21 protein-coding genes are annotated in these 20,690 nt (G+C 53.8%); 12 read left to right on the top strand and 9 right to left on the bottom strand.

Features of this window, described 5'->3' with window-relative positions; genetic code table 11:
• The first annotated feature begins 98 nt into the window (after positions 1–98).
• From CA264_RS18940 to CA264_RS18925, 5 genes are all read left to right on the top strand, one after another.
• Entirely contained in the window at positions 99–1,088 is a 990-nt protein-coding gene (locus CA264_RS18940; protein WP_025608966.1) for an aspartate-semialdehyde dehydrogenase, read from the top strand.
• A gap of 197 nt (positions 1,089–1,285) precedes the next feature.
• Complete coding sequence (locus tag CA264_RS18935) at positions 1,286–2,200, top strand: DUF5655 domain-containing protein (RefSeq protein WP_025608965.1); 915 nt, start codon at positions 1,286–1,288, stop codon at positions 2,198–2,200.
• A 142-nt stretch (positions 2,201–2,342) separates the two neighbouring features.
• Positions 2,343–2,624 (top strand): hypothetical protein, encoded by a 282-nt coding sequence (locus CA264_RS22155; RefSeq protein WP_157593746.1) that lies wholly within the window; start codon positions 2,343–2,345, stop codon positions 2,622–2,624.
• 95 nt (positions 2,625–2,719) lie between these two features.
• Entirely contained in the window at positions 2,720–3,004 is a 285-nt protein-coding gene (locus CA264_RS18930) for a GIY-YIG nuclease family protein (protein ID WP_025608964.1), read from the top strand.
• A 37-nt stretch (positions 3,005–3,041) separates the two neighbouring features.
• Positions 3,042–3,572 carry a GNAT family N-acetyltransferase gene (locus CA264_RS18925; RefSeq protein WP_025608963.1) on the top strand — a complete coding sequence of 177 codons (531 nt, stop codon included), beginning with the start codon at positions 3,042–3,044 and terminating at the stop codon, positions 3,570–3,572.
• Between the two features lie 127 nt (positions 3,573–3,699).
• On the opposite strand, the gene CA264_RS18920 is transcribed toward CA264_RS18925, so the two are convergent.
• The 4 genes from CA264_RS18920 to CA264_RS18905 form a co-directional block, all read right to left on the bottom strand.
• Positions 3,700–4,215 carry a hypothetical protein gene (locus tag CA264_RS18920; RefSeq protein ID WP_025608962.1) on the bottom strand — a complete coding sequence of 172 codons (516 nt, stop codon included), beginning with the start codon at positions 4,213–4,215 and terminating at the stop codon, positions 3,700–3,702.
• Between the two features lie 109 nt (positions 4,216–4,324).
• On the bottom strand, positions 4,325–5,467 hold the full coding sequence (locus tag CA264_RS18915) for an FAD-dependent monooxygenase (RefSeq protein WP_025608961.1): 1,143 nt from the start codon (positions 5,465–5,467) through the stop codon (positions 4,325–4,327).
• A 96-nt stretch (positions 5,468–5,563) separates the two neighbouring features.
• Positions 5,564–6,625 carry a lysylphosphatidylglycerol synthase transmembrane domain-containing protein gene (locus CA264_RS18910; protein ID WP_025608960.1) on the bottom strand — a complete coding sequence of 354 codons (1,062 nt, stop codon included), beginning with the start codon at positions 6,623–6,625 and terminating at the stop codon, positions 5,564–5,566.
• Positions 6,626–6,757: 132 nt separating this feature from the next.
• Positions 6,758–7,528: a segregation and condensation protein A gene (locus CA264_RS18905; protein ID WP_025608959.1), complete on the bottom strand. Its 771-nt coding sequence runs from the start codon at positions 7,526–7,528 to the stop codon at positions 6,758–6,760.
• A gap of 368 nt (positions 7,529–7,896) precedes the next feature.
• On the opposite strand from CA264_RS18905, the gene dxs reads away from it, so the two are divergent.
• Positions 7,897–9,813 carry a 1-deoxy-D-xylulose-5-phosphate synthase gene (dxs, locus tag CA264_RS18900; protein WP_025608958.1) on the top strand — a complete coding sequence of 639 codons (1,917 nt, stop codon included), beginning with the start codon at positions 7,897–7,899 and terminating at the stop codon, positions 9,811–9,813.
• A gap of 305 nt (positions 9,814–10,118) precedes the next feature.
• Positions 10,119–10,886, top strand: coding sequence for an alpha/beta fold hydrolase (locus CA264_RS18895; protein ID WP_025608957.1), 768 nt, complete (start codon positions 10,119–10,121; stop codon positions 10,884–10,886).
• Between the two features lie 39 nt (positions 10,887–10,925).
• On the opposite strand, the gene CA264_RS18890 is transcribed toward CA264_RS18895, so the two are convergent.
• A complete protein-coding gene (locus tag CA264_RS18890) occupies positions 10,926–11,792 on the bottom strand; it encodes a helix-turn-helix domain-containing protein (protein ID WP_025608956.1) in 867 nt (288 codons plus the stop codon).
• Positions 11,793–11,914: 122 nt separating this feature from the next.
• Here CA264_RS18890 and CA264_RS18885 point away from each other — a divergent pair, with 122 nt between their 5' ends.
• The gene (locus CA264_RS18885; protein WP_025608955.1) at positions 11,915–13,096 is read left to right on the top strand and encodes an MFS transporter; all 1,182 of its coding nucleotides are present in this window, start codon (positions 11,915–11,917) and stop codon (positions 13,094–13,096) included.
• 130 nt (positions 13,097–13,226) lie between these two features.
• Here CA264_RS18885 and CA264_RS18880 read toward each other — a convergent pair whose 3' ends face one another.
• Positions 13,227–13,637 (bottom strand): hypothetical protein, encoded by a 411-nt coding sequence (locus CA264_RS18880; protein WP_025608954.1) that lies wholly within the window; start codon positions 13,635–13,637, stop codon positions 13,227–13,229.
• 167 nt (positions 13,638–13,804) lie between these two features.
• On the opposite strand from CA264_RS18880, the gene CA264_RS18875 reads away from it, so the two are divergent.
• Positions 13,805–14,179, top strand: a complete 375-nt coding sequence (locus CA264_RS18875) for a LysM peptidoglycan-binding domain-containing protein (protein ID WP_025608953.1) — start codon at positions 13,805–13,807, stop codon at positions 14,177–14,179.
• Between the two features lie 201 nt (positions 14,180–14,380).
• Here the strand turns inward: CA264_RS18875 and CA264_RS18870 are convergent, their stop codons facing one another.
• Entirely contained in the window at positions 14,381–14,800 is a 420-nt protein-coding gene (locus tag CA264_RS18870; RefSeq protein WP_025608952.1) for a nucleoside-diphosphate kinase, read from the bottom strand.
• Between the two features lie 219 nt (positions 14,801–15,019).
• Between CA264_RS18870 and CA264_RS18865 the strand changes: the two genes are divergently transcribed.
• The 3 genes from CA264_RS18865 to CA264_RS18855 are packed head-to-tail and all read left to right on the top strand — an operon-like array spanning position 15,020 to position 17,555.
• Complete coding sequence (locus CA264_RS18865) at positions 15,020–16,042, top strand: DHH family phosphoesterase (RefSeq protein WP_025608951.1); 1,023 nt, start codon at positions 15,020–15,022, stop codon at positions 16,040–16,042.
• A 23-nt stretch (positions 16,043–16,065) separates the two neighbouring features.
• On the top strand, positions 16,066–17,028 hold the full coding sequence (locus CA264_RS18860; RefSeq protein ID WP_025608950.1) for an FKBP-type peptidyl-prolyl cis-trans isomerase: 963 nt from the start codon (positions 16,066–16,068) through the stop codon (positions 17,026–17,028).
• A 14-nt stretch (positions 17,029–17,042) separates the two neighbouring features.
• Positions 17,043–17,555, top strand: coding sequence for an FKBP-type peptidyl-prolyl cis-trans isomerase (locus CA264_RS18855; protein ID WP_025608949.1), 513 nt, complete (start codon positions 17,043–17,045; stop codon positions 17,553–17,555).
• Between the two features lie 82 nt (positions 17,556–17,637).
• Here CA264_RS18855 and recO read toward each other — a convergent pair whose 3' ends face one another.
• Positions 17,638–18,351, bottom strand: coding sequence for a DNA repair protein RecO (recO, locus tag CA264_RS18850; protein WP_025608948.1), 714 nt, complete (start codon positions 18,349–18,351; stop codon positions 17,638–17,640).
• Positions 18,352–20,676, bottom strand: coding sequence for a type IX secretion system anionic LPS delivery protein PorZ (porZ, locus tag CA264_RS18845; RefSeq protein WP_025608947.1), 2,325 nt, complete (start codon positions 20,674–20,676; stop codon positions 18,352–18,354).
• Positions 20,677–20,690: the final 14 nt, after the last annotated feature.

Below are 20,690 nucleotides of genomic sequence, written 5' to 3'. Positions count from 1 at the left end.
TATGAGGCGGTAACGGGTTGTGCAGTAGCCAGTCTGAGCCCTGCGCATCTTTTCGCCCTGTCACAGACACATTAATATTTATCTATACCTTTTAAACAATGAAAGTAGCAGTTGTAGGCGCCACCGGATTGGTTGGCGGTGAAATTTTGAAAGTACTGGCGGAGCGCGACTTCCCGGTAACAGAGTTATTGTTGGTTGCTTCTGAGAGATCTGTTGGTAAACAGATGGAGTTTAAGGGTAAACAGGTAAAGGTTATCGGGATGCAGGACGCGATTGCGGCTGCCCCGCAAATTGCAATTTTCTCCGCCGGCGGCAGCACTTCTACGGAGTGGGCTCCAAAGTTTGCAGAAGTAGGCACCGTGGTAGTAGATAACTCTTCGGCCTGGCGCATGGACCCTACCAAAAAACTGGTAGTACCCGAAATTAACGCTAAAGAGCTGACGAAAGAAGATAAAATTATCGCCAACCCAAACTGCTCTACCATCCAGATGGTGGTGGCGCTGAACAAGCTGCACGAAGAGCTGCAGATGAAGCGTATCGTGGTGAGCACCTACCAATCGGTAACGGGTACTGGCGTGAAGGCTGTAGACCAGCTCATGAACGAGCGTGAGGGCAAGGAAGGCGAAAAAGCGTACCCATACCAGATAGACCTGAACGTGCTGCCACACATCGACGTGTTCCAGGACAACGGCTATACCAAAGAAGAGATGAAGATGATCCTTGAAACCAAGAAGATCATGGGTGATGACTCTATTCGCGTTACAGCCACAGCAGTACGTATACCGGTGATGGGCGGCCACTCGGAGTCGGTGAATGTGGAGTTTGAGAAGGATTTTACCCTGGACGAAGTATACCGCATCCTCGGCGAGACCGAAGGTGTGGTGGTAGTGGACGATGTGAAGAACCTGAAGTACCCGATGCCGCAGGATGCGCACGGAAAAGACGAGGTGTTTGTAGGCCGCGTACGCCTGGATGAGACACAGCCGCGCACAGTAAATATGTGGATTGTGGCTGATAACCTGCGCAAAGGTGCCGCTACCAACGCTGTGCAAATTGCCGAGTATTTGGTGAAGCACGAGCTGGTGTAAGCTCTTAAAATTCCTGATCTCAAAAGGCTGTTCATTTATCTTGGACAGCCTTTTTGCTTTGAATATAAATCTTAATTGTGAAAAGTATATATTGAGGATGGTATATTGATTAACAGGAATGACTCCATATATAGTATAAAGAGCCGGAGTTTCATCTAGCTAGTAGTTGTAGCGCATTCTAAAAAAGACAAAAACATATGGCAAATTATAGAAATAGAGATGGAAATCTAGAATTGATAAAGGAGAATCCGTTCAAACTGGAAAAAGAGATTCAGACTCTGACGGAGCAAAATTTGAAGCTTATTTTCGGACTAGATTTTGTAAAATCTGAGTTTTCATTAAACAACTTTCGAATCGACACATTGGCATTTGACCACGATGCAAGTGCGTTTGTAATAATTGAATATAAACGTGACAAAAATTTCAGTGTAATTGATCAAGGTTATGCTTATCTGTCATTAATGTTGAATAATAAAGCAGATTTCATATTGGAATATAATGAGTGCGGAAAAGATATTCTAAAAAGAAATGATGTTGATTGGTCTCAATCAAAAGTGATTTTTGTTTCGCCTTCGTTTACAACATATCAAAGAGAAGCGATCAACTTCAAAGATTTGCCGATTGAGTTATGGGAAGTAAAGCGATACGACAATGCGACTGTTAGCTATAGTCAAATTCAAACGAGCGGTGCACAAGAAAGTGTTAAAACAATTTCCCGAGACGATAACGTTGTTGAGACTGTTAATAAGGAAATTAAGGTTTACACAGAAAGAGAACATTTAGAAATCGCATCCCCTGAAATTTTAGAATTGTATGAGATTTTAAAGAATGCAATTACAAATCTTGATGGAGTTGAAGTAAAGCCAACTAAAAAATATATTGCATTTATTAGCGGTTCCAATATTGCTGACATCCATGTTCAGAAAAAGGCTCTGAAAATGTGGATTAATTTATTCAAAGGGGAGCTTGACGACCCAAAGGAACTAGCACGAGATGTTGCTAATATTGGTCATTGGGGAAACGGAGATTATGAGTTGCAAATACGAGACGATAATAATATTGAATATATCATGTCATTAATAAAGCAGGCATACAATAAGAATAAAAAGTAACGACTCCACAACAACGGACATACTACATAACCGTTGTTGTGGTTGCAGATGAGCAGAACGGTTTGTAGTTACGGGTTTGGTTGGTATACCTATTTTGTTTGTTTTAAACCTCCCATGCCGCAAGTTTAGCGCAGCGTAACTTGTGGCTGAAATGAATGGAAGTTTTCAACTTCCTTGCTTTAAAAAAGCAACAGCGGCAAAGGCCTTAGCTACACCCCTATGCCGCAAGTTTAGCGCAGCGCAACTTGTGGCTATATTAAATGGAAGTTTTAAACTTCCTTGCTTTGAAAAAGCAAAAGCGGCAAAAGCCTCAGCCATACTTTATACGCTAGCTTGCCAAGTACAAAACCGCTGCTTTACTGCTTTCTGCTTCCGCAGAAAGCATTTGAAAACTTGCGTCATGGGTTCCCACAAGTTACGCTAGCGCTAAACATGCGGTATGAAAGGTATAAAAGGCTCTTGCACTTAAACCAAGGCTATGTATGAGGTTACTTTTCGATACTTAGTTAGATATATAAAGTGAAAGTCATCTACAAGATCACCTATCCTAACGGTAAAGTCTACATTGGTAAAGACCTCACAGGTACGCTAAATTACTTTGGCAGCGCCAACAGCAAACTGATAGAACAAGACTTTACGAAAGAGCAACAGCGTGATTTTACGATCAGAAAAGAGATTTTGTGGGAATCTGAAACTGCTTCTGATAAAGAGGTAAACCAAGTGGAGATTGCGTTCATCAGAAAGTGTGATTCCAACAACCCGGCTAAAGGCTACAACCAATGGCCTAAGTACCGGAGGCTCTAGAAAAGTTACGGCATATCCAGCTAACCCATCAACCAAAATGCAACCTCAAAACATCCAAACAGACAGACTGATACTTGTACCTTTCACGCTGGCAGTAGCCGATGCCCTGCTGCGGGGCGAGGTAAGCATACTCCGTAAGGTCGGGCTCCAGCCAACGCCTTCCTGGCCGGACCAGGAGGCAATTGAAACACTGCCGAAGATCATCCGGAACCTGAAGCTCGTGCAGGAGCCAACCGGCTTTGAGTCGTGGATGGTGGTGCGGCGAAGCGACAAAACCGTGATCGGTGACGCCGGTTTCAAAGGCCTGCCCAACGCCGACGGAGAGGTGGACATTGGCTACGCCATTATAGAGCAGGAGCACCAAAAGGGCTATGGCCTGGAGGTAGCCAAAGGTTTGGCAGACTGGGCTTGCCAACAGCCAGGAGTAAAGGCTATCACAGCCAAGTGCTTGCGCCACAACGCTCCGTCTGTTAGAATACTAAAAAAACTGGGGATGCAGGAAGCAGGCGGAGATGAGCAGCTGATTTACTGGCGCATGCCAACTACTGCCCCCACGCCGCAAGTGTAGCGCAGCATAACTTGTGGCTGAAATGTACGGAAGCTAACGGCTTCCTGCCTTGGCTGGTAAAAGCCACCAGGGCCTCGGCTATACTTTGCACTTTGATGAACGAGGTATAAAAGCAGGCTTTCCTGTTTTACTCTGCCGCTACCGCCGCGCCTTCGGGGCACTTATACTGCATCAGCTCCCGGATGTTCTCGGCACACTTCACCGGGATGAACGTGTACACCTCGGTGGCACCGTCGCAGTACTTAAAGCTGGCAAAAGTAGTACGGCCTTTGGGGTAGACCCATTTATCATCGCCACAGCCGTACACAAACAGCGGGAATTCGTCATAGAGATAATCCACATAAGACACCACTTCCTGCCCCTTCACAAACAGCAGGCGGCGGTGGTTTTCCGGCACTTCGGCCCCCTCCCACTTAAACCCGATGGCGTCGCTGATGGCCTTCTCATCTTCGTTTGGCTGAAAATAGTACATCGTGTCCCAGTCGAAATCCGTCAGTTCGGCCATCTGTATCGTCTTGTAGCCTTCCGGCCCCACCTCTCCCTCGGTTACAGCGGCTTTTAGCTTTTCGTTCAGGCCGGAGTTGCTGCCCGAGCAGCCCAACAGCAGTACAGCAGACACAACAACGAGTATATTCTTGAGCATGATTTTGGTCTCTTTAGGTAAAGGGGAAATGCAATAAAGGCTCAAACTACGGATAAATTTCCGATCCTCATAAAACCCAGGGGCAGATTAAGCTCGCATTAAGGCCTCGCTAGAAGCCCACCCGGTACAGCCACTCCATCTGGCTTTGTGTTACAGCGCCGGGCATCGTACGGAACGCCGCGTTCCGGGCACTGCGCAGCAACGGGTTCTGCCACTGCGACACAGCTCCCAGCAACCTGGACAGGCGGATGACCTTTGCCGTCCGGGCCAGGCGGCGCTGCTCATACCTTGCCAGCGCCAGCCCCAGGTTTTTCTCCTGCTGCAGGCACTGCCCGAGCACAACGGCATCTTCTATGGCCTGGCAGGCACCCTGGCCCATGTTAGGCGTAGTCGCGTGTGCCGCATCGCCCAACAGCAGCACCCGCCCGTAGGCAAAGCGCCGCAGTGGCTTTAGGTCGGCAATGTCGTTCCAGATGAGCTGCTCAGGAGGCGTGGCCCCAAGTATGGCGGGCACGGCGGCAGGCAGCCCGGCAAAGTGGCGGGCTAAATCGCCTGGTGCCATGCGCTGCATCCGGGCGTCGTTTTGCGGCGCGTTAACGCAGGCGTACCAGTAGACTTTGTTGCCGAGCAAGGGCGCAAGGCCCACCCGCCCCTGCGGTGCCCACGTCTCGGCCGAAATCATCTTGTTTATATTTACACCGGGGTTCTTCACCACGCCGCGCCAGCAGGTGTACCCGGCATAGCGGGGTGTGCTTTGGGGCAGTAACTGCTGCCGTATGCCGGAGTTAATGCCATCGGCGGCAATCAGCAGGTCGGCAGTTGCCTGCGTGCCATCGGTAAAGGCCACCTGCACTTTCTCGCCCTGCGGCTGCATGCCTGCGCTACGCTTGCCTAGCTCCAGGGTGCCGGGCTGCAGGCGCTGCTGCAGTACCTCGTGCAGGTCGGCCCGGTGAATAACAAAGTTGTTGATGCCGTACTTGCTGCTCAGCGGGCGGGTATCCATGTTGCTGACAACGTTACCGCTCTCATCGAATATCACCAGCGCCTGCAGCTGCTTGCCGCGCGCCACGGTTTCCTCTGCCACCCCCAAGCGCTGGAGCGCCTGCATAGCATTGGCTGCCAGGCCCACACCCGCGCCCACTGGCTTTAGCGCGGGGGCCGCTTCGTATACTTTCACCTCCACGCCTACCTGCTGCAGGGCTATGGCTGCACACAGCCCCCCGATACCGCCTCCTACTATTGCAACGTTCATATAAAGTCTTTGCTGGTTTTGGTTCTCAGAAACTGTAAACGCCGGCTTCGGACCGGCGTTTACAGTTGATTTTATTTTGCAATGGCCCTCGGAGGCCTACACATTCACTTCGCTCTCCTGGGCCTGGCGGCCGAATACTTTGGCAATCCACTTCGGCAGGAAGATAGAGCCCAGCACCAGGTACGGATAATAGGTGATCAGGCGGTACAGCACCACCACAATGCCACTGAAACTGCCCAGAAACAAGCCAAAGAAACTCGGGAAGGCCATCTCCACGATGCCTGCCCCACCGGGTGTGATGGCAATCAGCATCACGATCCAGAAAATAAGGTTGCGCGACAGAATCAGCATGTGCTCGCTCAGGCTCACGTCCACGAAGGCGGCGATCAGGCAGTTGAGCAGGAAATAGCGGGCGCTCCAGACAAAAACGGTGGAGATGATAGCCCTTGCCCAATAGTTAAAGCCCTTTCCTTTGAGCTGCCCCGACGCCCACACAATCTCGTTGCCGTGCTGAAACGCGTTTACGCGCCACTTGCGCAGGAAGCCCACACCTGTCACCTTCAGCAGCACCCATTTAAAGGCGCGGGGCTTAATGAACAGGGCATAGATCATCACGAACGTATACAACGTAATCAACCCGTAGCTAATGTAAAAGGCTGACTGCAGCTTGGCCACATCGGCCGGCTCAAGGTTAAAGGTCGGGAACACCTGCCCCTGCGTGAGCAGCAGCGCAATGGGCGCGGCCACAATAAAGAACATGTTATCCAACACCGCCGTGAGCATCACATACGCCAGCGACTTGCCCAGCGGGATGCCCTCCTTGTTCAGGATGATGGTGGCAATGGTGGTGCCGCCCACCACGGAGGGCGTAATGGCCGAGGCAAACTCCCAGAGCATGATCACATCCACGCTGTTGCGCCAGGTCAGGAACTTATCGGTGAGGGAGCGGATGCGGTACATATAGCCGGCATCGCGCACCACCAGCACGACCAGCGCCGCCACCAGCCACCACACGTTGGCCTGGGCAATGCCTTTCAGCTCGCTTACCCTGTCGTCTTTGATAAAAAGCCATGCCGTGGCGCCTAAGCCCAACAAAACGGGTATCAGCACCTTTACCGGGCTAAAGCTCTTTAATATCGTTTTTTTGTTCTGATCCATGTAAGGTGGTCACAGTTTGTCTGCTGCCCCTGCTAAAACGGCGCCGCAGCCTCGCTCGGCAGACGCGTAAAGCTATTAACTATTCGGGAACCAAGCCTAAACAGTTGGCAAATTTCGCAATTTCGGCACCCGCTACTCTACCAGCAGCTGCATTACCTGGGCGGCCTGCCCCTCAGACTCGGTAATGATAAAGTCGTTGAAGCCCTCGCCTATCTCCACCCCGATCAGGTTCAGCTGCAGCATATCCAGAATGGCCAGGAAGTTGAAGATCATGCCGATCTTGTCCGGGAACTCCTCGATCAGCTTGGAGAAGGCCAGCCGGTTTCGCGCCTGCACCATGCCCAGGATAACGTCGCGCTGCTCCTCGATGGTGTACGGGTACTGAATAACGGTGTGCTTCGGCCGGTTCTGCTCCTCCTCAAAGCGCGTCATCACTTTCTCGAACACGCGCATAATCTTGTAGAGGCTCAGGTCCTGGAGCTCGTACTCAAAGTGGTTGGCGTTGGCGATCTGCTGCAGCTCGTGCTGTATGTTGCCGCGGTTCTCCTGCGCCAGGCGCTGGTCCTCCATCTCCGAGAGGCTGGGCACGGCGCTTTTATACTTCTTGTACTCCAGCAGGTGCTGCACCAGCTCCTCGCGCGGGTCAATCTCGTTGCCGTCCTCGTCTTTGTCGGCGCGGGGCAGCAGCATTTTGGCCTTGATGCGCATGAGCGTGGCCGCTGTAAGTATAAAATCGCTGGCAACCTCTATGTTCAGCTGCTCCAGCTGCTGCAGGTACCCCATAAACTCATTCGTGATCTGGAAGATCGGGATGTCGTGTATCTCCAGCTCATCGCGCTCAATAAAGAAAAGCAACAGGTCAAACGGACCCTCAAACAACGGTAATCTAATCTCGAAACTCACCTTATCAACTCATTTATAGGCGCGTGTGGCTGCGCAGGTGGCAAAAATAAACATTTTCAGCGGATTGAAGCATGGCCGCCCTCCTGCATCAACTCAATCCCTGGCCGGCATAGTTCATAACCATTTAGGAGAAGTTAGGTATAACGGGAGACGCACCTGCTGGAAACACTCCAAAACCGGGGCCTAGCAGCCTGACACCGATTAACATATACTTATCCATATATTGCACGTACAAGTATCACCTGTTCTGCAGTGCTTTTCTTGGCTGCTTGTGTTGCATAATTTACTAACTTTACGATTTGGCTGGAGAAGCGCTTTAAGTAAACTTTCCCCAGATTTTTTTGTTAGAGGTCTATAAAGACAATTCTATGATTATCAAACCCGGAGAGCTGCTCGCCTCCATCAACTCACCTGCCGATCTCCGGAAGCTAAAGCCGGAGCAGTTGCTGCAAGTGAGCCAGGAACTAAGGCAGTATATCATCGATGTCGTTTCCATCCATGGCGGGCACTTTGGTGCGAGCCTCGGCGTAGTGGAAATCACCACGGCGCTGCATTATGTGTTCAACACGCCCTACGACCAGTTGGTATGGGATGTGGGGCACCAGGCGTACGGGCACAAGATCCTGACCGAGCGCCGCGACGTGTTCCACACCAACCGCAAGCACGGCGGCATCTCCGGCTTCCCGAAAAGAAAAGAAAGCGAGTACGACACCTTTGGCGTGGGCCACTCCAGCACCTCTATTTCGGCGGCGCTGGGCATGGCGGTTGCCTCCAAGTATAAAGGCGAGGACCAGCGCCAGCACATCGCCGTGATCGGCGACGGTGCCATGACGGGCGGTATGGCCTTCGAGGCGCTCAACCACGGCGGCGTTGCCAACGCCAACCTGCTGGTAGTGCTCAACGACAACTGCATGAGCATAGACCCGAATGTGGGCGCGCTCAAAGAATACCTGACCGACATCACCACCTCGCGCACCTACAATAAGATGCGCGATGAGATCTGGAAGATACTGGGCAAGATCAGCAAGTTTGGCCCGGATGCCCGCGCGATTGTCTCTAAGATAGAGAGCGGCGTGAAAGCGGCCATCCTCAAGCAGAGCAACCTGTTCGAAGGACTGAACTTCCGCTACTTCGGCCCGATAGACGGCCACGACATCAACCACCTGGTGTCGGTAATGGAGGACCTGAAGCACATTCCGGGCCCGAAAATCCTGCATTGCCTCACCACCAAGGGCAAAGGCTTTGCCCTGGCCGAGAAAGACCAGACCAAATGGCACGCGCCAGGCCTGTTCGACAAAATCACCGGGGAGATCTATAAAAAAGAGTACGATACGCCGCAGCCTCCCAAGTACCAGGATGTGTTTGGCCACACGATGGTGGAGCTGGCGGAGCAGAACCCGAAAATCATGGGTGTAACGCCTGCCATGCCATCCGGCTGCTCGCTCAACATCATGATGAAGGCCATGCCTGACCGTGCCTTTGACGTAGGCATTGCCGAACAGCATGCCGTAACGTTCTCTGCTGGCCTGGCTACGCAGGGGCTGGTGCCGTTCTGCAACATCTACAGCACCTTTATGCAGCGCGGTTACGACCAGGTGGTGCACGATGTGTGCCTCCAGAACCTGAACGTGGTGTTCTGCCTCGATAGAGCCGGTTTTGCCGGTGCCGACGGCCCGACGCACCACGGCGCTTACGACATTGCCTACATGCGCTGCATCCCGAACATGGTGGTGGCGGCCCCTATGAACGAGCAGGAACTGCGCAACATGATGTACACTGCCTCGCAGGAGGACATGGGTCCGTTTACGATCCGTTACCCGCGCGGCGAAGGTGTGATGCCGAAATGGCGCACCCCGCTGGAGCTGCAGCAGGTAGGCAAAGGGCGCACCGTACAGGAAGGCGAAGAGGTCGCCATCCTTACCTTCGGCCATGTTGGAAACTATGCCGTGGATGTTTGCCAGAAGCTGGCGCACGACGGCATCACCCCAGGCCACTACGACATGCGTTACGCCAAGCCACTGGACGCGGAACTGCTGCACCACATCTTCTCGAAGTACGACAAAGTAGTAACCGTGGAGGATGGCTGCCTGCAAGGCGGTTTCGGTAGCGCAGTACTGGAGTTTATGGTAGACAACGGCTATACTTCCCAAGTGAAGCGCCTCGGTATTCCGGACGCCATCTTTGAGCACGGCTCTCAGTTGGAGCTGCAACACGAGGCCGGCTTTGCCCCTATTGACATCGAAAACACCGTACGCGAATTAATCGGTGTAGCGGTGAAAGTATAGATATTAGACGCTAGATACTAGACTTTAGATAAAAGGCCTCGCAGGTAATATACTTGTGAGGCCTTTTTGTCTGGATCAGGATTTTCAGGATTAGAGGGTTAGCAAGACATAAGTTGCTATCTCTGAACCTCCCGAAAGAAGCTGGATTTTCAGGATTTTTTTAAATTGACTTCATCAGAATTACTTTTGTAAAGACAGGGCAGTATAAAAGAACGTAAACAGCCATCTCCCCGTCATCCTATTTATCTAAACAATCCTGTAAACCCTGATTCAGACAAGAGAAGTCTAGCATCTAAAATCAAAATATGACTTATACCGATACCGGCTCCGGCGATGTACTGGTTTTCCTGCACGGCTTCTGCGAGAGCAAGCAGGTATGGGCGGAGTTTATACAGCCGCTGCAGCAGAAGTTCAGAACCGTAGCCTTGGACCTGCCGGGCTTTGGCGAGAACACTGACAACGTGAGCAGCTACACGATGGAAAGTATGGCTGACTATGTGAAGCAGAAGTTGGAAGAGCTGAATGTGCGGCGCTTTATACTTGTAGGCCACTCGATGGGCGGCTATGTAAGTATGGCTTTTGCCGAAAAGTACGGCCACATGCTCAACGGCCTCTGCATGTTCCAGTCTACTGCCTTTGCCGATACAGACGAGAAAAAGGAACAGCGCAGTAAGAGCATCGACTATGTGGAGCGCCACGGTGTGGTTAACTTCATCAATCCTTTTGTAGAACCGCTCTTTTACCGCGAAAACCGCCAGCGCCTGGCTCAGGAGATAGAGATGATGAAGGAGATAGGCCGTGCCACGCCGCAACCAAGCGTTACGGGTGCCCTGGCCGCCATGCGCGACCGCCCGGACCGTGCGGAAGTGCTACAGCAGCTAAAGTGCCCGGTGCTGTTCATCTTCGGGAAAGACGATGGTGCCGTGCCGCTGGAAAAGGCATTGGAGCAATGCCACCTGCCGGGCAACAGCATGGTGTACTTTCTGGAGAAAACCGGTCACATGGCCATGTTTGAGCGCACCTACGAAACCCGCAAAACACTCGAAAAATTCGCCGAAACCATACTTGGCTAAACCGGCCCCGGTAGCCGTAGATCCAGCAGGGTCGGCTGCTTACTGGCTCTTCCTAAACTGCTCCGGCGTTTTGCCGCTGTGCTTTTTAAAGAAGCGGGAGAAATAGGAGTTGTCCTCGAACTGCAGCTGGTAGGCAATCTCTTTCACAGATAAGGTGGAGTGCAACAGCAGGCGCTGCGCCTCCACCATCACCCGCTCCTGAACAAGCTGGCTGGCGGTTTTGCCCACCGTACTTTTGCAGAGCACGTTAAGGTGGTTTGGCGTGATGTGCAGCATATGGGCATAGTCCTTTACCTCACGCTTATCCAGAAAGTGCTGGTTCAGGAGCAGCTCAAATTCCCGCACCTTGGCCACAGCGCCGGCGGCCTTGCCCTGAAGGGCCTCTGAGCGGTACAGGCGGGCGGAGTTCTCCAGCAGTATGTGCAGGAACGACAGCAGCACCTCGTTTCGGTGCGGCAACTGCGCCTCGTATTCCCGGAACATGCACTCCACCAGGTTTTGCCAAAAGCTGTCTTTGGGCAGCGCTAACAGCGGTTTGTGCTGCTGGCTATGGAAGAACGGGTATTGGTAGAGCCGCTGCGGGTACCGCTGCAAAAAGAAGTTCGCCTCAAAGAAAACGGATACACCCTCTATATCCGGTGAGAGACTCCAGCTGTGCACCTGCCCCGGCGTGAGGAAGAACAGCTGCGGCGGCTGGATCGGGTGCGTCACAAAGTCAATGGTATGGGTGCCGCTGCCGGAGGTAACCATCATGGCCAGGTAGAAAGTGTGGCTGTGGGGCTTATCAATGTTTTCGAAACGCTGCACCAGCTCTTCCAGGCGCGTCATGTAAAAGACCTTGTCCCGCTCCTGCGCCTTCCCAGGATACTCCTCGATGCAATAAACCGGAAACTGCTTTTGCTTCATTTGCTGCACTGCTTGTGGCACTAAGGTACAAAATTATAGCGCCTGAGCGGCCAAAGTAGAAGCGGGAGCGGCTACAGGAAAACAAAAGAAATGTATCTTTATACTTCACCAGCCCCAAACCCATGACACAAACTGCCGCACTAGCACCGCCTCCTGCCCGCATCCTGCCTACCATCGTGTTCTCACAGTTTGCGGGCACCTCCCTGTGGTTTGCAGGAAACGCCGTGCTACCGGAGCTGCAGGCGTCGCTGGGGCTGCAGGAGGAGGCTCTGGGCCTGCTGACTTCCTCTGTGCAGCTCGGCTTTATACTGGGCACCCTCTGCTTCGCCTTCTTCGCGCTGGCCGACCGGATGTCGCCCCGCCTCCTGTTCCTGCTCTGCTCGCTGCTGGGGGCCACGGCTAATGCGCTGGTACTTTTTTCGGCCACCAGCATTACAGGCGTGCTGTTGCTGCGCGGCCTCACGGGCTTTCTGCTGGCGGGAATTTACCCGGTGGGCATGAAGATCGCGGCAAGCTGGTACAGCGGCGGGCTAGGCAAAGCCATCGGCTACCTGGTGGGGGCGCTGGTGCTGGGCACGGCCTTTCCGCACTTGTTGCGGGGGTTGGGTGCGGCGCTTCCCTGGCAAACCATGCTGCTGGCGGTAAGCACGCTGGCGGCGGCGGGTGGGCTGCTGATGTACCTGCTGGTGCCCGATGGGCCTTACCTAACCAAGGGGGCAACGTTTGAGGTGCGCAACATGCTGCGCGTGTTCCAGGTGCGGGAGCTACGAGCGGCGGCTTTTGGCTACTTCGGGCACATGTGGGAGCTGTACACGCTGTGGGCTTTTGTACCGTTTATACTTCTCTCCGCTTTTCCGCAGTGGCCGCAAAGCCAGCTGTCTGCGTTTAGCTTTTTGGTGATTGCCGCCGGGGCAGTAGGCTGTATCGGTGGTGGGTACATATCGCAGCGGTGGGGCAGCGCACGGGTGGCTTTCGCCCAGCTGCTGCTTTCCGGGGTGTGCTGTATCCTGAGTGTGTGGGTGCTGCAGACGCCCCTGCTCCTGTTGCCCTTCCTGCTGTTCTGGGGCGTGGTCGTGGCCGGCGACTCCCCGCAGTTCTCGGCACTGACGGCCCGCACAGCTCCGCCGCAGCTTATGGGCACGGCCCTGACGGTGGTTACCTCCGCCGGCTTCGCCATCTCTGTTCTCAGCATACAGCTTACCGGCTACCTGCTTACAACCATGCCCGCACAGTGGGTGTTCGTACTCCTGGCTGTGGGGCCACTGACGGGCCTGCTCTGCATGCGGCCGCTGCTGCGTAGGTAACGGAGGCCCTCCTGTCCAGGTAAGTCTGGGCAAAAACGCTGCAGGCTGAACGCAAAAGCGGCAACCTGCTAGGTGCAGGTTGCCGCCAAAAATCGAAACCGTATATGTATACTTAAAAACGGCTGGTTTGTTACTCCTTCAGCTCCAGTTCCATCAAAGTTCCGTCATCGGCACGAAGGTCCAGCTCATCGTCGTCCAGCTTCACTACCTCAAAGTTCTCGGTCACCTCCTGGTCCTCGAACTGTAGCGACAGGCGTTTGGCAGCCTCATCAAACGACCAGGTGCCGGTTTGCAGGGTTCCGCCACCGCCCAGGGCAAAGCGCCCGTCAGCGTAAAACTGCATGGTCTGCGCCTGCTCTGCATCCGTCAGGGCCTGCTCTTCTCCGGCGGCGTTCTCTTCTATGTCGGCCACCCAGGTTTTACTGTCGGCCCCCGAAATCATACTTTCTGAGCCTATCTCCTCCTTGTTTCCACAGCTCGTAAAGGCTATCGTCAGCAGCACGGCCACCAGGGCTTGCCACCCTTTGTTTATCGCTTTCATATTTATCAATCCATTAGTTAGAAAATAGCTTTACGACCAGAGCAGCCTTGCCGTTACGAAAGGGCTGGCACAACTAAGTGCCTCTAGCGGCGTATCTTACAATAGGCGGCACTGGTTAACGCAGGGCCGCCGCTATGAAAACAAGTTTGACTTAAAGAGAAATTTATATGGGATTGTTTGATTTTTTTAAGAAGGGAAAGGAAGAACCATCTAAACCAGCCAGCAATGTGGAGTCGTCTAAGCGAGTCGACACGCCAAAGGGCACGCAGCCGATCAGCAAAGGCACTGATATGGTGTCGAAAGCGCCTGGCCACCCGGAGCAAGGCTTCTACAGCAAGAGCGACATGAACAAAGTAACCGACCCGGGGCCAAACCAGGACGTGTACACGGTACAGAGCGGCGACTCACTTTCCAAAATTGCCCAGAAGCACTACGGCAACGCCAACGACTGGACAAAGATCTACAAAGCGAACAAGGATAAGATTGGCGATAACCCAGACCTCATCCGCCCAGGCCAGCGCCTGGCGATACCAAGAGACTAAAAGCACCTGTTTGTGTTGAAGGTAAGCGGCCGGCACCCTTTCTGGAGCCGGCCGCTTTTTACTTTCTGGCTGTTTCGTTGCACCGCCGGTGCTCCTGCGCCCTGCGCTTGAACTATGGCCTGGCGCAGCCTAAGCCCAAAAAACAAAAAGCCCACCAAGCATACAGCTTAGCGGGCTTTTAATCAATAAGTATCCTTTTGCTTAGAAACGCTCGTCAGCAGCGAAAAAGAAATCGCCTTCGATCTTTGCGTTCTCGTCAGAGTCAGAACCGTGAACGGCGTTTGCCTCGATTGACTTGGCGTACTTCTTACGGATTGTTCCTTCAGCAGCGTCAGCCGGGTTAGTGGCACCGATCAGCTTGCGGAAGTCCTCTACGGCGTTGTCTTTCTCCAGAATCATCGCCACGATAGGGCCGGAAGACATGTATTTTACCAGATCTCCGTAGAACGGACGCTCCTTGTGCACCTCGTAAAACTTGCCTGCGCGCTCCTCAGACAGTTTTGTCTTTTTCATTGCCACAATGCGGAAGCCGACTTCCTCAATCATCTGGGTAATACCGCCAATGTGGTTTTCTGCTACCGCATCAGGCTTAATCATGGTGAATGTAATGTTTCCGGCCATGTTCTCTTTTACTTTATCGTTTATAACTTCTAATTTAGCTCGCAAAAATAGCGCATTTCGGGTAATATAGCATACTTTTAAGCTATACTTTAGTAAAGAACCTGATTTACCTGGTGGGCTTACACGCCCCTGCCAACGCCGCCGGTGTTGCTTTAGACGTATTTTATTCAGAAATTCGCGCCTTATATCCCTATTAATCAGAGGATTTATACTTACAGCATGCATAACATTGACGCTCTTAAAGAGCTCCTGAATGAGCCTAAAGAGGTGATGATCACCACACACCACAAACCGGACGCCGATGCGTTGGGCTCTTCACTTGGCCTGGCCGGCTACCTGAAAAAGAAAGGCCACCGGGTTACAGTTATCACCCCGTCGGACTACCCGGACTTCCTGAACTGGATGCAGGGCAACGACGATGTGCTTGTTTACTCTGCGAAAAACGATGCGCTGGTGCGCCGGATCATCAAAGAGGCCCAGGTCATTTTCTGCCTGGATTTCAACAACCTCTCACGCATTAACGAGATGGGCGGGTACATACGCGAAGCCGAAGGCACAAAGGTACTGGTGGACCACCACCTGCAGCCGGAGAACTTTGCCGACCTGGACTACGCCAACACCAATGCCGCCGCCACCGCCGAGATCGTGTATGACCTGATCAAGGCCATGGGCGACGCAGACCTGATCGACACCGGCATTGGCGAGGCGCTCTATGCGGGCATCATGACCGATACAGGCTCTTTCCGCCACCCGAGCACTTCCCAGAACGTGCACCTCATTATCGCCGACCTGCTGAAGATCGGGGTAAAGACCTCCGATGTGCACCGCCTTATTTACGACAGCTCTTCGGAACTGCGCCTGCGCTTTTTGGGTTACGCCCTGAAAGACAAGCTGGTGGTGCTGCGCGAGTACAATACGGCCTACATTGCCATCACGGCAGAGGAGCTGAAGGCCTACGACTCGAAAACAGGGGACACGGAAGGCCTCGTAAACTACGCCCTCTCCATAGAAGGCATTGTTTTTGCCGCCCTCATCATCGATCGCTCACAGGCCGTGAAGATGTCCTTCCGCTCGGTGGGGGATTTCTCCGCCAATGAGTTCGCACGCGATCACTTTAACGGAGGCGGCCACAAAAACGCGGCTGGCGGCATGTCTATGGACACGCTGGACGCTACTGTGGCCAAGTTCGAGAGCCTGCTGCCGCTCTACAAAGAGCAGTTGCAACAGGCCACTGTCAGATAAAAACTTATATCAACCTATACTAAATGCTATCTAAGACAAAATTTTTACTGCCGGTGCTGGCAGGTGTGTTAGCGTTGCAGGCTTGCAACAACAACAACGATGAGTTTTATACTACGGCTGACGGCCTGACCTATAAAATCTTTGAGCAAAAGGAAAACGGAGAGTACGAGAACAAGGGCAAAGTTGCCCCGGAAGACTCTACCGGCGCCAAAATCGGGCAGGTGGTAACAATGCACATGTCCTACAAAAACGCAGAGGACTCCGTGCTGTTCGACTCCCGCAAGCAGGGCATGCCGATCATGATCCCGGTAATGGAGCCATCGTTTAAAGGAAGCTTGGAGCAGGCCCTGATGATGCTCTCCCCGGGCGACAGCGGCGTGTTTAAAGTAAACGCAGACTCTTTGTTTGCCAAAACGTTCGGCCAGCCAATGCCTCCGTTCATCAAGCCGGGCTCTGACCTGACCTTCTTCATTAAGGCGGAGAAAGTGCAGTCGCGTGAGCAGGCCATGGTAGACCAGCAGCAGATGATGCAGGAGCAGATGCAGCAGGCACAAGTTCGCGCCGAGAAGCAGCTGAAGGTGGACGATGAGAAAATCCAGCAGTACCTGAAGGAGCAGAACCTGCCAAACGCTCAGAAAACAGAGTCTGGCGTGTACTACGTGGTAACAGAGCCGGGTAAAGGGCCACAGGCCAGCGCCGGGGACCAGGTAACGGTACACTACACGCTCACGCACCTGGACGGGAAAGAGCTGGAGTCATCGCGCAACAACCCGATGAACAACAACCAGCCGTTCCAGTTCACGCTGGGCCAGGGCCAGGTGATCAAAGGCTGGGACGATGCCATTCAGCAACTGAAAGAAGGCAGCAAAGCCACGCTGCTGGTTCCTTCGCCGCTTGCTTACGGAGAGCAGGAGCGCGGCCCGGATATGCCGGCAAACTCTATCCTGCGCTTCGACATCGAGCTGATGAATGTAGAAAAACAATAACTAGCTAGCAACAGATGCTCTCTTACAACATAAACAAGCACAGAAGCGGCCTCCTGCAGGCGCTTCTGCTGCTGTTCGTCGCCCTTTCGTTCTCTGCCTGCAAAGACGATGACGTGGACCAGAAGGTGAAGGACGACGCACAGATTCAGCAGTATTTTAAGGCCAACAACATTGATACGGCCACTGTGGTAAAAACCAACTCAGGTCTGTATTATCAACTCTTGAGGGAAGGTACCGGCGAGCGGATTTACCCTGGCGACAGAGTATCCGTAGATTACCTGGGCACGCTGCTAAACGGCACCAAGTTCGACTCCAGCTATGACGAGGGAAAAGAGCCAATCGAGCTTACTGTCGGCGTAACTAAAGTCGTACTAGGATGGCAAGAAGGGCTGCAGCTGATGCGCGTAGGCGAAAAAGCGCGCCTGTTTATCCCGTCCCACCTGGGCTACGGCACAAGGAGAGATGTTCCTGCTATCCCACCAAACTCACCTCTGGTTTTTGAGGTGGAGGTGCTGGAGATACTGTAGTACCGCTCTCTATAAGCGAAGTATAAAAAAAGCCGCTGGACTTATGTGCAGCGGCTTTTTTATACTTCGTTTTTTCCTGTTCCTACTCAGCCAGCACCTCCGAAAGTATGGCCAGCGACTTAATCTCCCCCAGCCTATCCACGTGCAGCTGGTAATAGCGGATCACGATATCCAGCAGCTCGCGCCGCACCTTGCCGTTCGGGATGGTAGCGTAGTCCGGCTCTTTCAGCAACTGGTCAAAGTAGGCCTCGTGCACCTGCAGCGCCAAAACGGGTGGTGCAGAGGTGGCTGCCTGCGTGTTGGGGGAAAAGGCCACCTGCTCTACCACCTCTGCCCCGGAGCTCGGGCCAAAGCCCAGGTGAAAGCTCAGCTGCAGCAGAAACACCAGGTGGAAGTTCTCGAAGCCCCGGTCCATCTCATCAAAAGTGACCACGGCGTTAAACAGAAAGTGAAACAGCGGCGGGTTTTCCTCCTCCTCCTTCACGGTGCGCGACAGTATTTCTGACAGGAACAGCAAAACGCTGCTCTTCCGGATATCAAAGGGAATGGTCGCAAAGGGGTGCGCCGACCTGTACTCGGAAATGCGCGTCAGCCCGCCTCTCTGGGAGGTATACACCACCATGTCCAGCAGGGTGAACGGCTGAAACAGCGCAATGCGTGAGCCCGTGCCCTTCTTCCGCACACCGTTGACGATGTACGACTGCACACCCAGCGTTTCGGTGTATATTTTGGTGATGATGGACGACTCTCTGTACTTGATGTAGTTGAGTACAATGCCCCTTGTCTTGACTAACATTTACTCCAGTACGGCTATTTTACTGATACAGGTTTGGTCACCTTCTTCGCTGGCACTCATAACTAAGTAGACGCCGGCTTTCACGCGCCTGCCGTTGTAGTCTCGGGCATCCCAGGCGAAGGTGCCGCCCGTGGCTTTGCCTTTATACACCAGGCTTCCGGACACGTCGGTAATGCGCACATCGGCGTTGTTCGGCAAGCCCGAGATGCCGATTTGCCCGGTGTAATCCCGGCGCACGGGATTCGGGAAAACCATCGCGCACTCCGGTTCGCCCTCGGTTACGGTGGCGTCGGAGCGGAAGGAGGCCACACCCGCTGTCGTGGCAATAAACACTTCCCCTAAACGGTGCTCTACCCCCACCGACAGCACCGTATCGGACGGTAAAGGGCTGTTTTGTGTGGTGAAGTGGTAGATCAGCTCATCCCCGTCCGGCCCGAAAAGCCACAGCCCGTTATCTGTGCCCATCCATTTGCGGTTGGCGCCGTCTACGGCGATGGTGCGCACCGCCTGCCCGTCCAGCAGCGGCCGCCCGTCTATAATAGGAATCCGCGCATCGTACTGTTGCGACTCAAACACAAAGGCTGGGTTATAGTAGACCCCCACGCCGCTGGCGGTGCCCACCCAGATGTCCCCGTTCAGGTCTTTGGCCAGTGCGTAAAGGGAGCTGCTCGGCAGGTTTCCGTTTCCCTCGCCAGTGGAGAGCAGCCGTGCTTTGTTCTGCTTTTCGTCGTACACCACCAAGCCGCTCCGGCTGTTTTGCCGCCTGGCAATCGATAGCCACTTCTGCCCATATGCGTCTATGACAATCTGCGACAGGTTGCTCGCATCTGCCACGGGCAGCCTGAAGGCCTCCCAGGCGCCATCCGGTGTCAGCTTGTGCAGCCCCGCCCCTCCGTTTTGCTGGTTTCGGTTCACGGCCCACACGTTTCCCGCTTCATCCACGGCCACATCGGTTACGCGCACCTGGTTGTTGGGGTCATCGGCAGGCAGAGTGCTAAGGAGCGTGCTGTTGGTGCGATTGTACAGTTGGGTGTTGCCAGGCCCGCCCCACTCCAAAAGTCCATTGCCGTAGCTGGCGAAGTATACTTTGTCTGTCACGGGGTTATAGGCTGCCGCAACCAGATCGCGGGCCGCTGAAAAACCGCCGTCCGTAACCTGGTTGAAGTTTTGCCACTCCCCTTTTTCATAAACATAAAACCCCTCATGCAGGCCCTGCGGTGCATAGCTCTCACTGTAGCCACCGCTCAGCACGTATACTTTGCCGCCAGAAGTATAAACAGCGAAACTATTGCTGGCATAGGGCCCGTTGGGTGCAAAGGCAGCGGCATCGTTGTTGTTCAGGTTTATGCGCACCAGCCCTTTGGTGTAGTCGGCCACCCAGGCTGTGCCGGCCTCAGTGGCAACTGCCTCCCGTGGCTGTGCCAGCAGGGCATGGCTGAGCACTTTCTTTTTTCCGCCGGCCTCCAGCACAACTACCCCTGTAGCCGTGGCCACAGTTAGAGCAGCCCCCGTGGCGTTCAGGCTTCGCACAGGAGCTCCGGAACTGAGGGTGGTGATTTGCCAGCTGCCGTTGCGGAGGGCATAAACGCCACTGCCTGTGCTGGCATACAGCTGCCCCTGAAACGCAGCCAGGCTTACAACCTTATTCGCATCTGCAAGGCCCTCGCTCTGGTTCTGCCAGCTCAGGAAATCCGGCAGGTTAGCCCCGGCAACAGGCGCAGAGAGGATGCCATAGTCGGTGGCCAGGTAAAGCCTGTCCTGCAGTATGGCAACATCCGTCGCGCGTGTTGCCTCGCCGTTGGGCCCAAGGCCACTGTAGGTGTCTTTCACTTCGCGCTTCTGCAGGTCCAGCACCACCACGCCGAAGCTGGTGGCCAGGTAGGCGAGTTTGTTGTGGATGTAAATGCTGTTGATCTTCTTTTCGCCGGGGATGCTTTTGCGGAAGATGTCGGTAAGGGTGTAGACCGTTTGATCGTGCAGCAGGTCTACCCTGGTGCTGTTGTAAGCTACTACAAGCGTGCCGGTTGCCTCGTCAAAGGCGATATCCCTGATCTGCTGCTCGCTCAGGCCATCCACCTTTGTGATGGTTTCGGTGGTGTTAAACTCCTGGTCAAAGTAAAAGAGCCCCCGCTCAGCGGCCACGTAAACCTTATCGCCTGCTACGGCAACAGCTTTGCCTTGCTGGTACGGCACATGCACCTGCCAGTTCCCGATCGGCACCTGGCTTTGCGCCTGCACCCGGTAGGCCGCCATGCCGCACAGCAGCCAGGTCAGCAGCGGCAGGCAGACAAGCACTTTCAACTGTTTGGCAAGTATGGCTCTCACTGTTTTTTCGTGTA

The organism is Pontibacter actiniarum, assembly GCF_003585765.1.
GTDB lineage: Bacteria > Bacteroidota > Bacteroidia > Cytophagales > Hymenobacteraceae > Pontibacter > Pontibacter actiniarum.
The sequence above is the reverse complement of the archived record's forward strand: the minus strand, read 5'-3'. Positions and strand labels throughout refer to the sequence as shown.

Excerpts from the sequence above, each read along its gene's own strand:
- CA264_RS18940 (WP_025608966.1), top strand. The coding sequence starts at position 99 with ATGAAAGTAGCAGTTGTAGGCGCCACCGGATTGGTTGGCGGTGAAATT.
- CA264_RS18935 (WP_025608965.1), top strand. The coding sequence starts at position 1,286 with ATGGCAAATTATAGAAATAGAGATGGAAATCTAGAATTGATAAAGGAG.
- CA264_RS18925 (WP_025608963.1), top strand. The coding sequence starts at position 3,042 with ATGCAACCTCAAAACATCCAAACAGACAGACTGATACTTGTACCTTTC.
- CA264_RS18920 (WP_025608962.1), bottom strand. The coding sequence starts at position 4,215 with ATGCTCAAGAATATACTCGTTGTTGTGTCTGCTGTACTGCTGTTGGGC.
- CA264_RS18915 (WP_025608961.1), bottom strand. The coding sequence starts at position 5,467 with ATGAACGTTGCAATAGTAGGAGGCGGTATCGGGGGGCTGTGTGCAGCC.
- CA264_RS18910 (WP_025608960.1), bottom strand. The coding sequence starts at position 6,625 with ATGGATCAGAACAAAAAAACGATATTAAAGAGCTTTAGCCCGGTAAAG.
- dxs (WP_025608958.1), top strand. The coding sequence starts at position 7,897 with ATGATTATCAAACCCGGAGAGCTGCTCGCCTCCATCAACTCACCTGCC.
- CA264_RS18895 (WP_025608957.1), top strand. The coding sequence starts at position 10,119 with ATGACTTATACCGATACCGGCTCCGGCGATGTACTGGTTTTCCTGCAC.
- CA264_RS18890 (WP_025608956.1), bottom strand. The coding sequence starts at position 11,792 with ATGAAGCAAAAGCAGTTTCCGGTTTATTGCATCGAGGAGTATCCTGGG.
- CA264_RS18885 (WP_025608955.1), top strand. The coding sequence starts at position 11,915 with ATGACACAAACTGCCGCACTAGCACCGCCTCCTGCCCGCATCCTGCCT.
- CA264_RS18880 (WP_025608954.1), bottom strand. The coding sequence starts at position 13,637 with ATGAAAGCGATAAACAAAGGGTGGCAAGCCCTGGTGGCCGTGCTGCTG.
- CA264_RS18875 (WP_025608953.1), top strand. The coding sequence starts at position 13,805 with ATGGGATTGTTTGATTTTTTTAAGAAGGGAAAGGAAGAACCATCTAAA.
- CA264_RS18870 (WP_025608952.1), bottom strand. The coding sequence starts at position 14,800 with ATGGCCGGAAACATTACATTCACCATGATTAAGCCTGATGCGGTAGCA.
- CA264_RS18865 (WP_025608951.1), top strand. The coding sequence starts at position 15,020 with ATGCATAACATTGACGCTCTTAAAGAGCTCCTGAATGAGCCTAAAGAG.
- CA264_RS18860 (WP_025608950.1), top strand. The coding sequence starts at position 16,066 with ATGCTATCTAAGACAAAATTTTTACTGCCGGTGCTGGCAGGTGTGTTA.
- CA264_RS18855 (WP_025608949.1), top strand. The coding sequence starts at position 17,043 with ATGCTCTCTTACAACATAAACAAGCACAGAAGCGGCCTCCTGCAGGCG.
- recO (WP_025608948.1), bottom strand. The coding sequence starts at position 18,351 with ATGTTAGTCAAGACAAGGGGCATTGTACTCAACTACATCAAGTACAGA.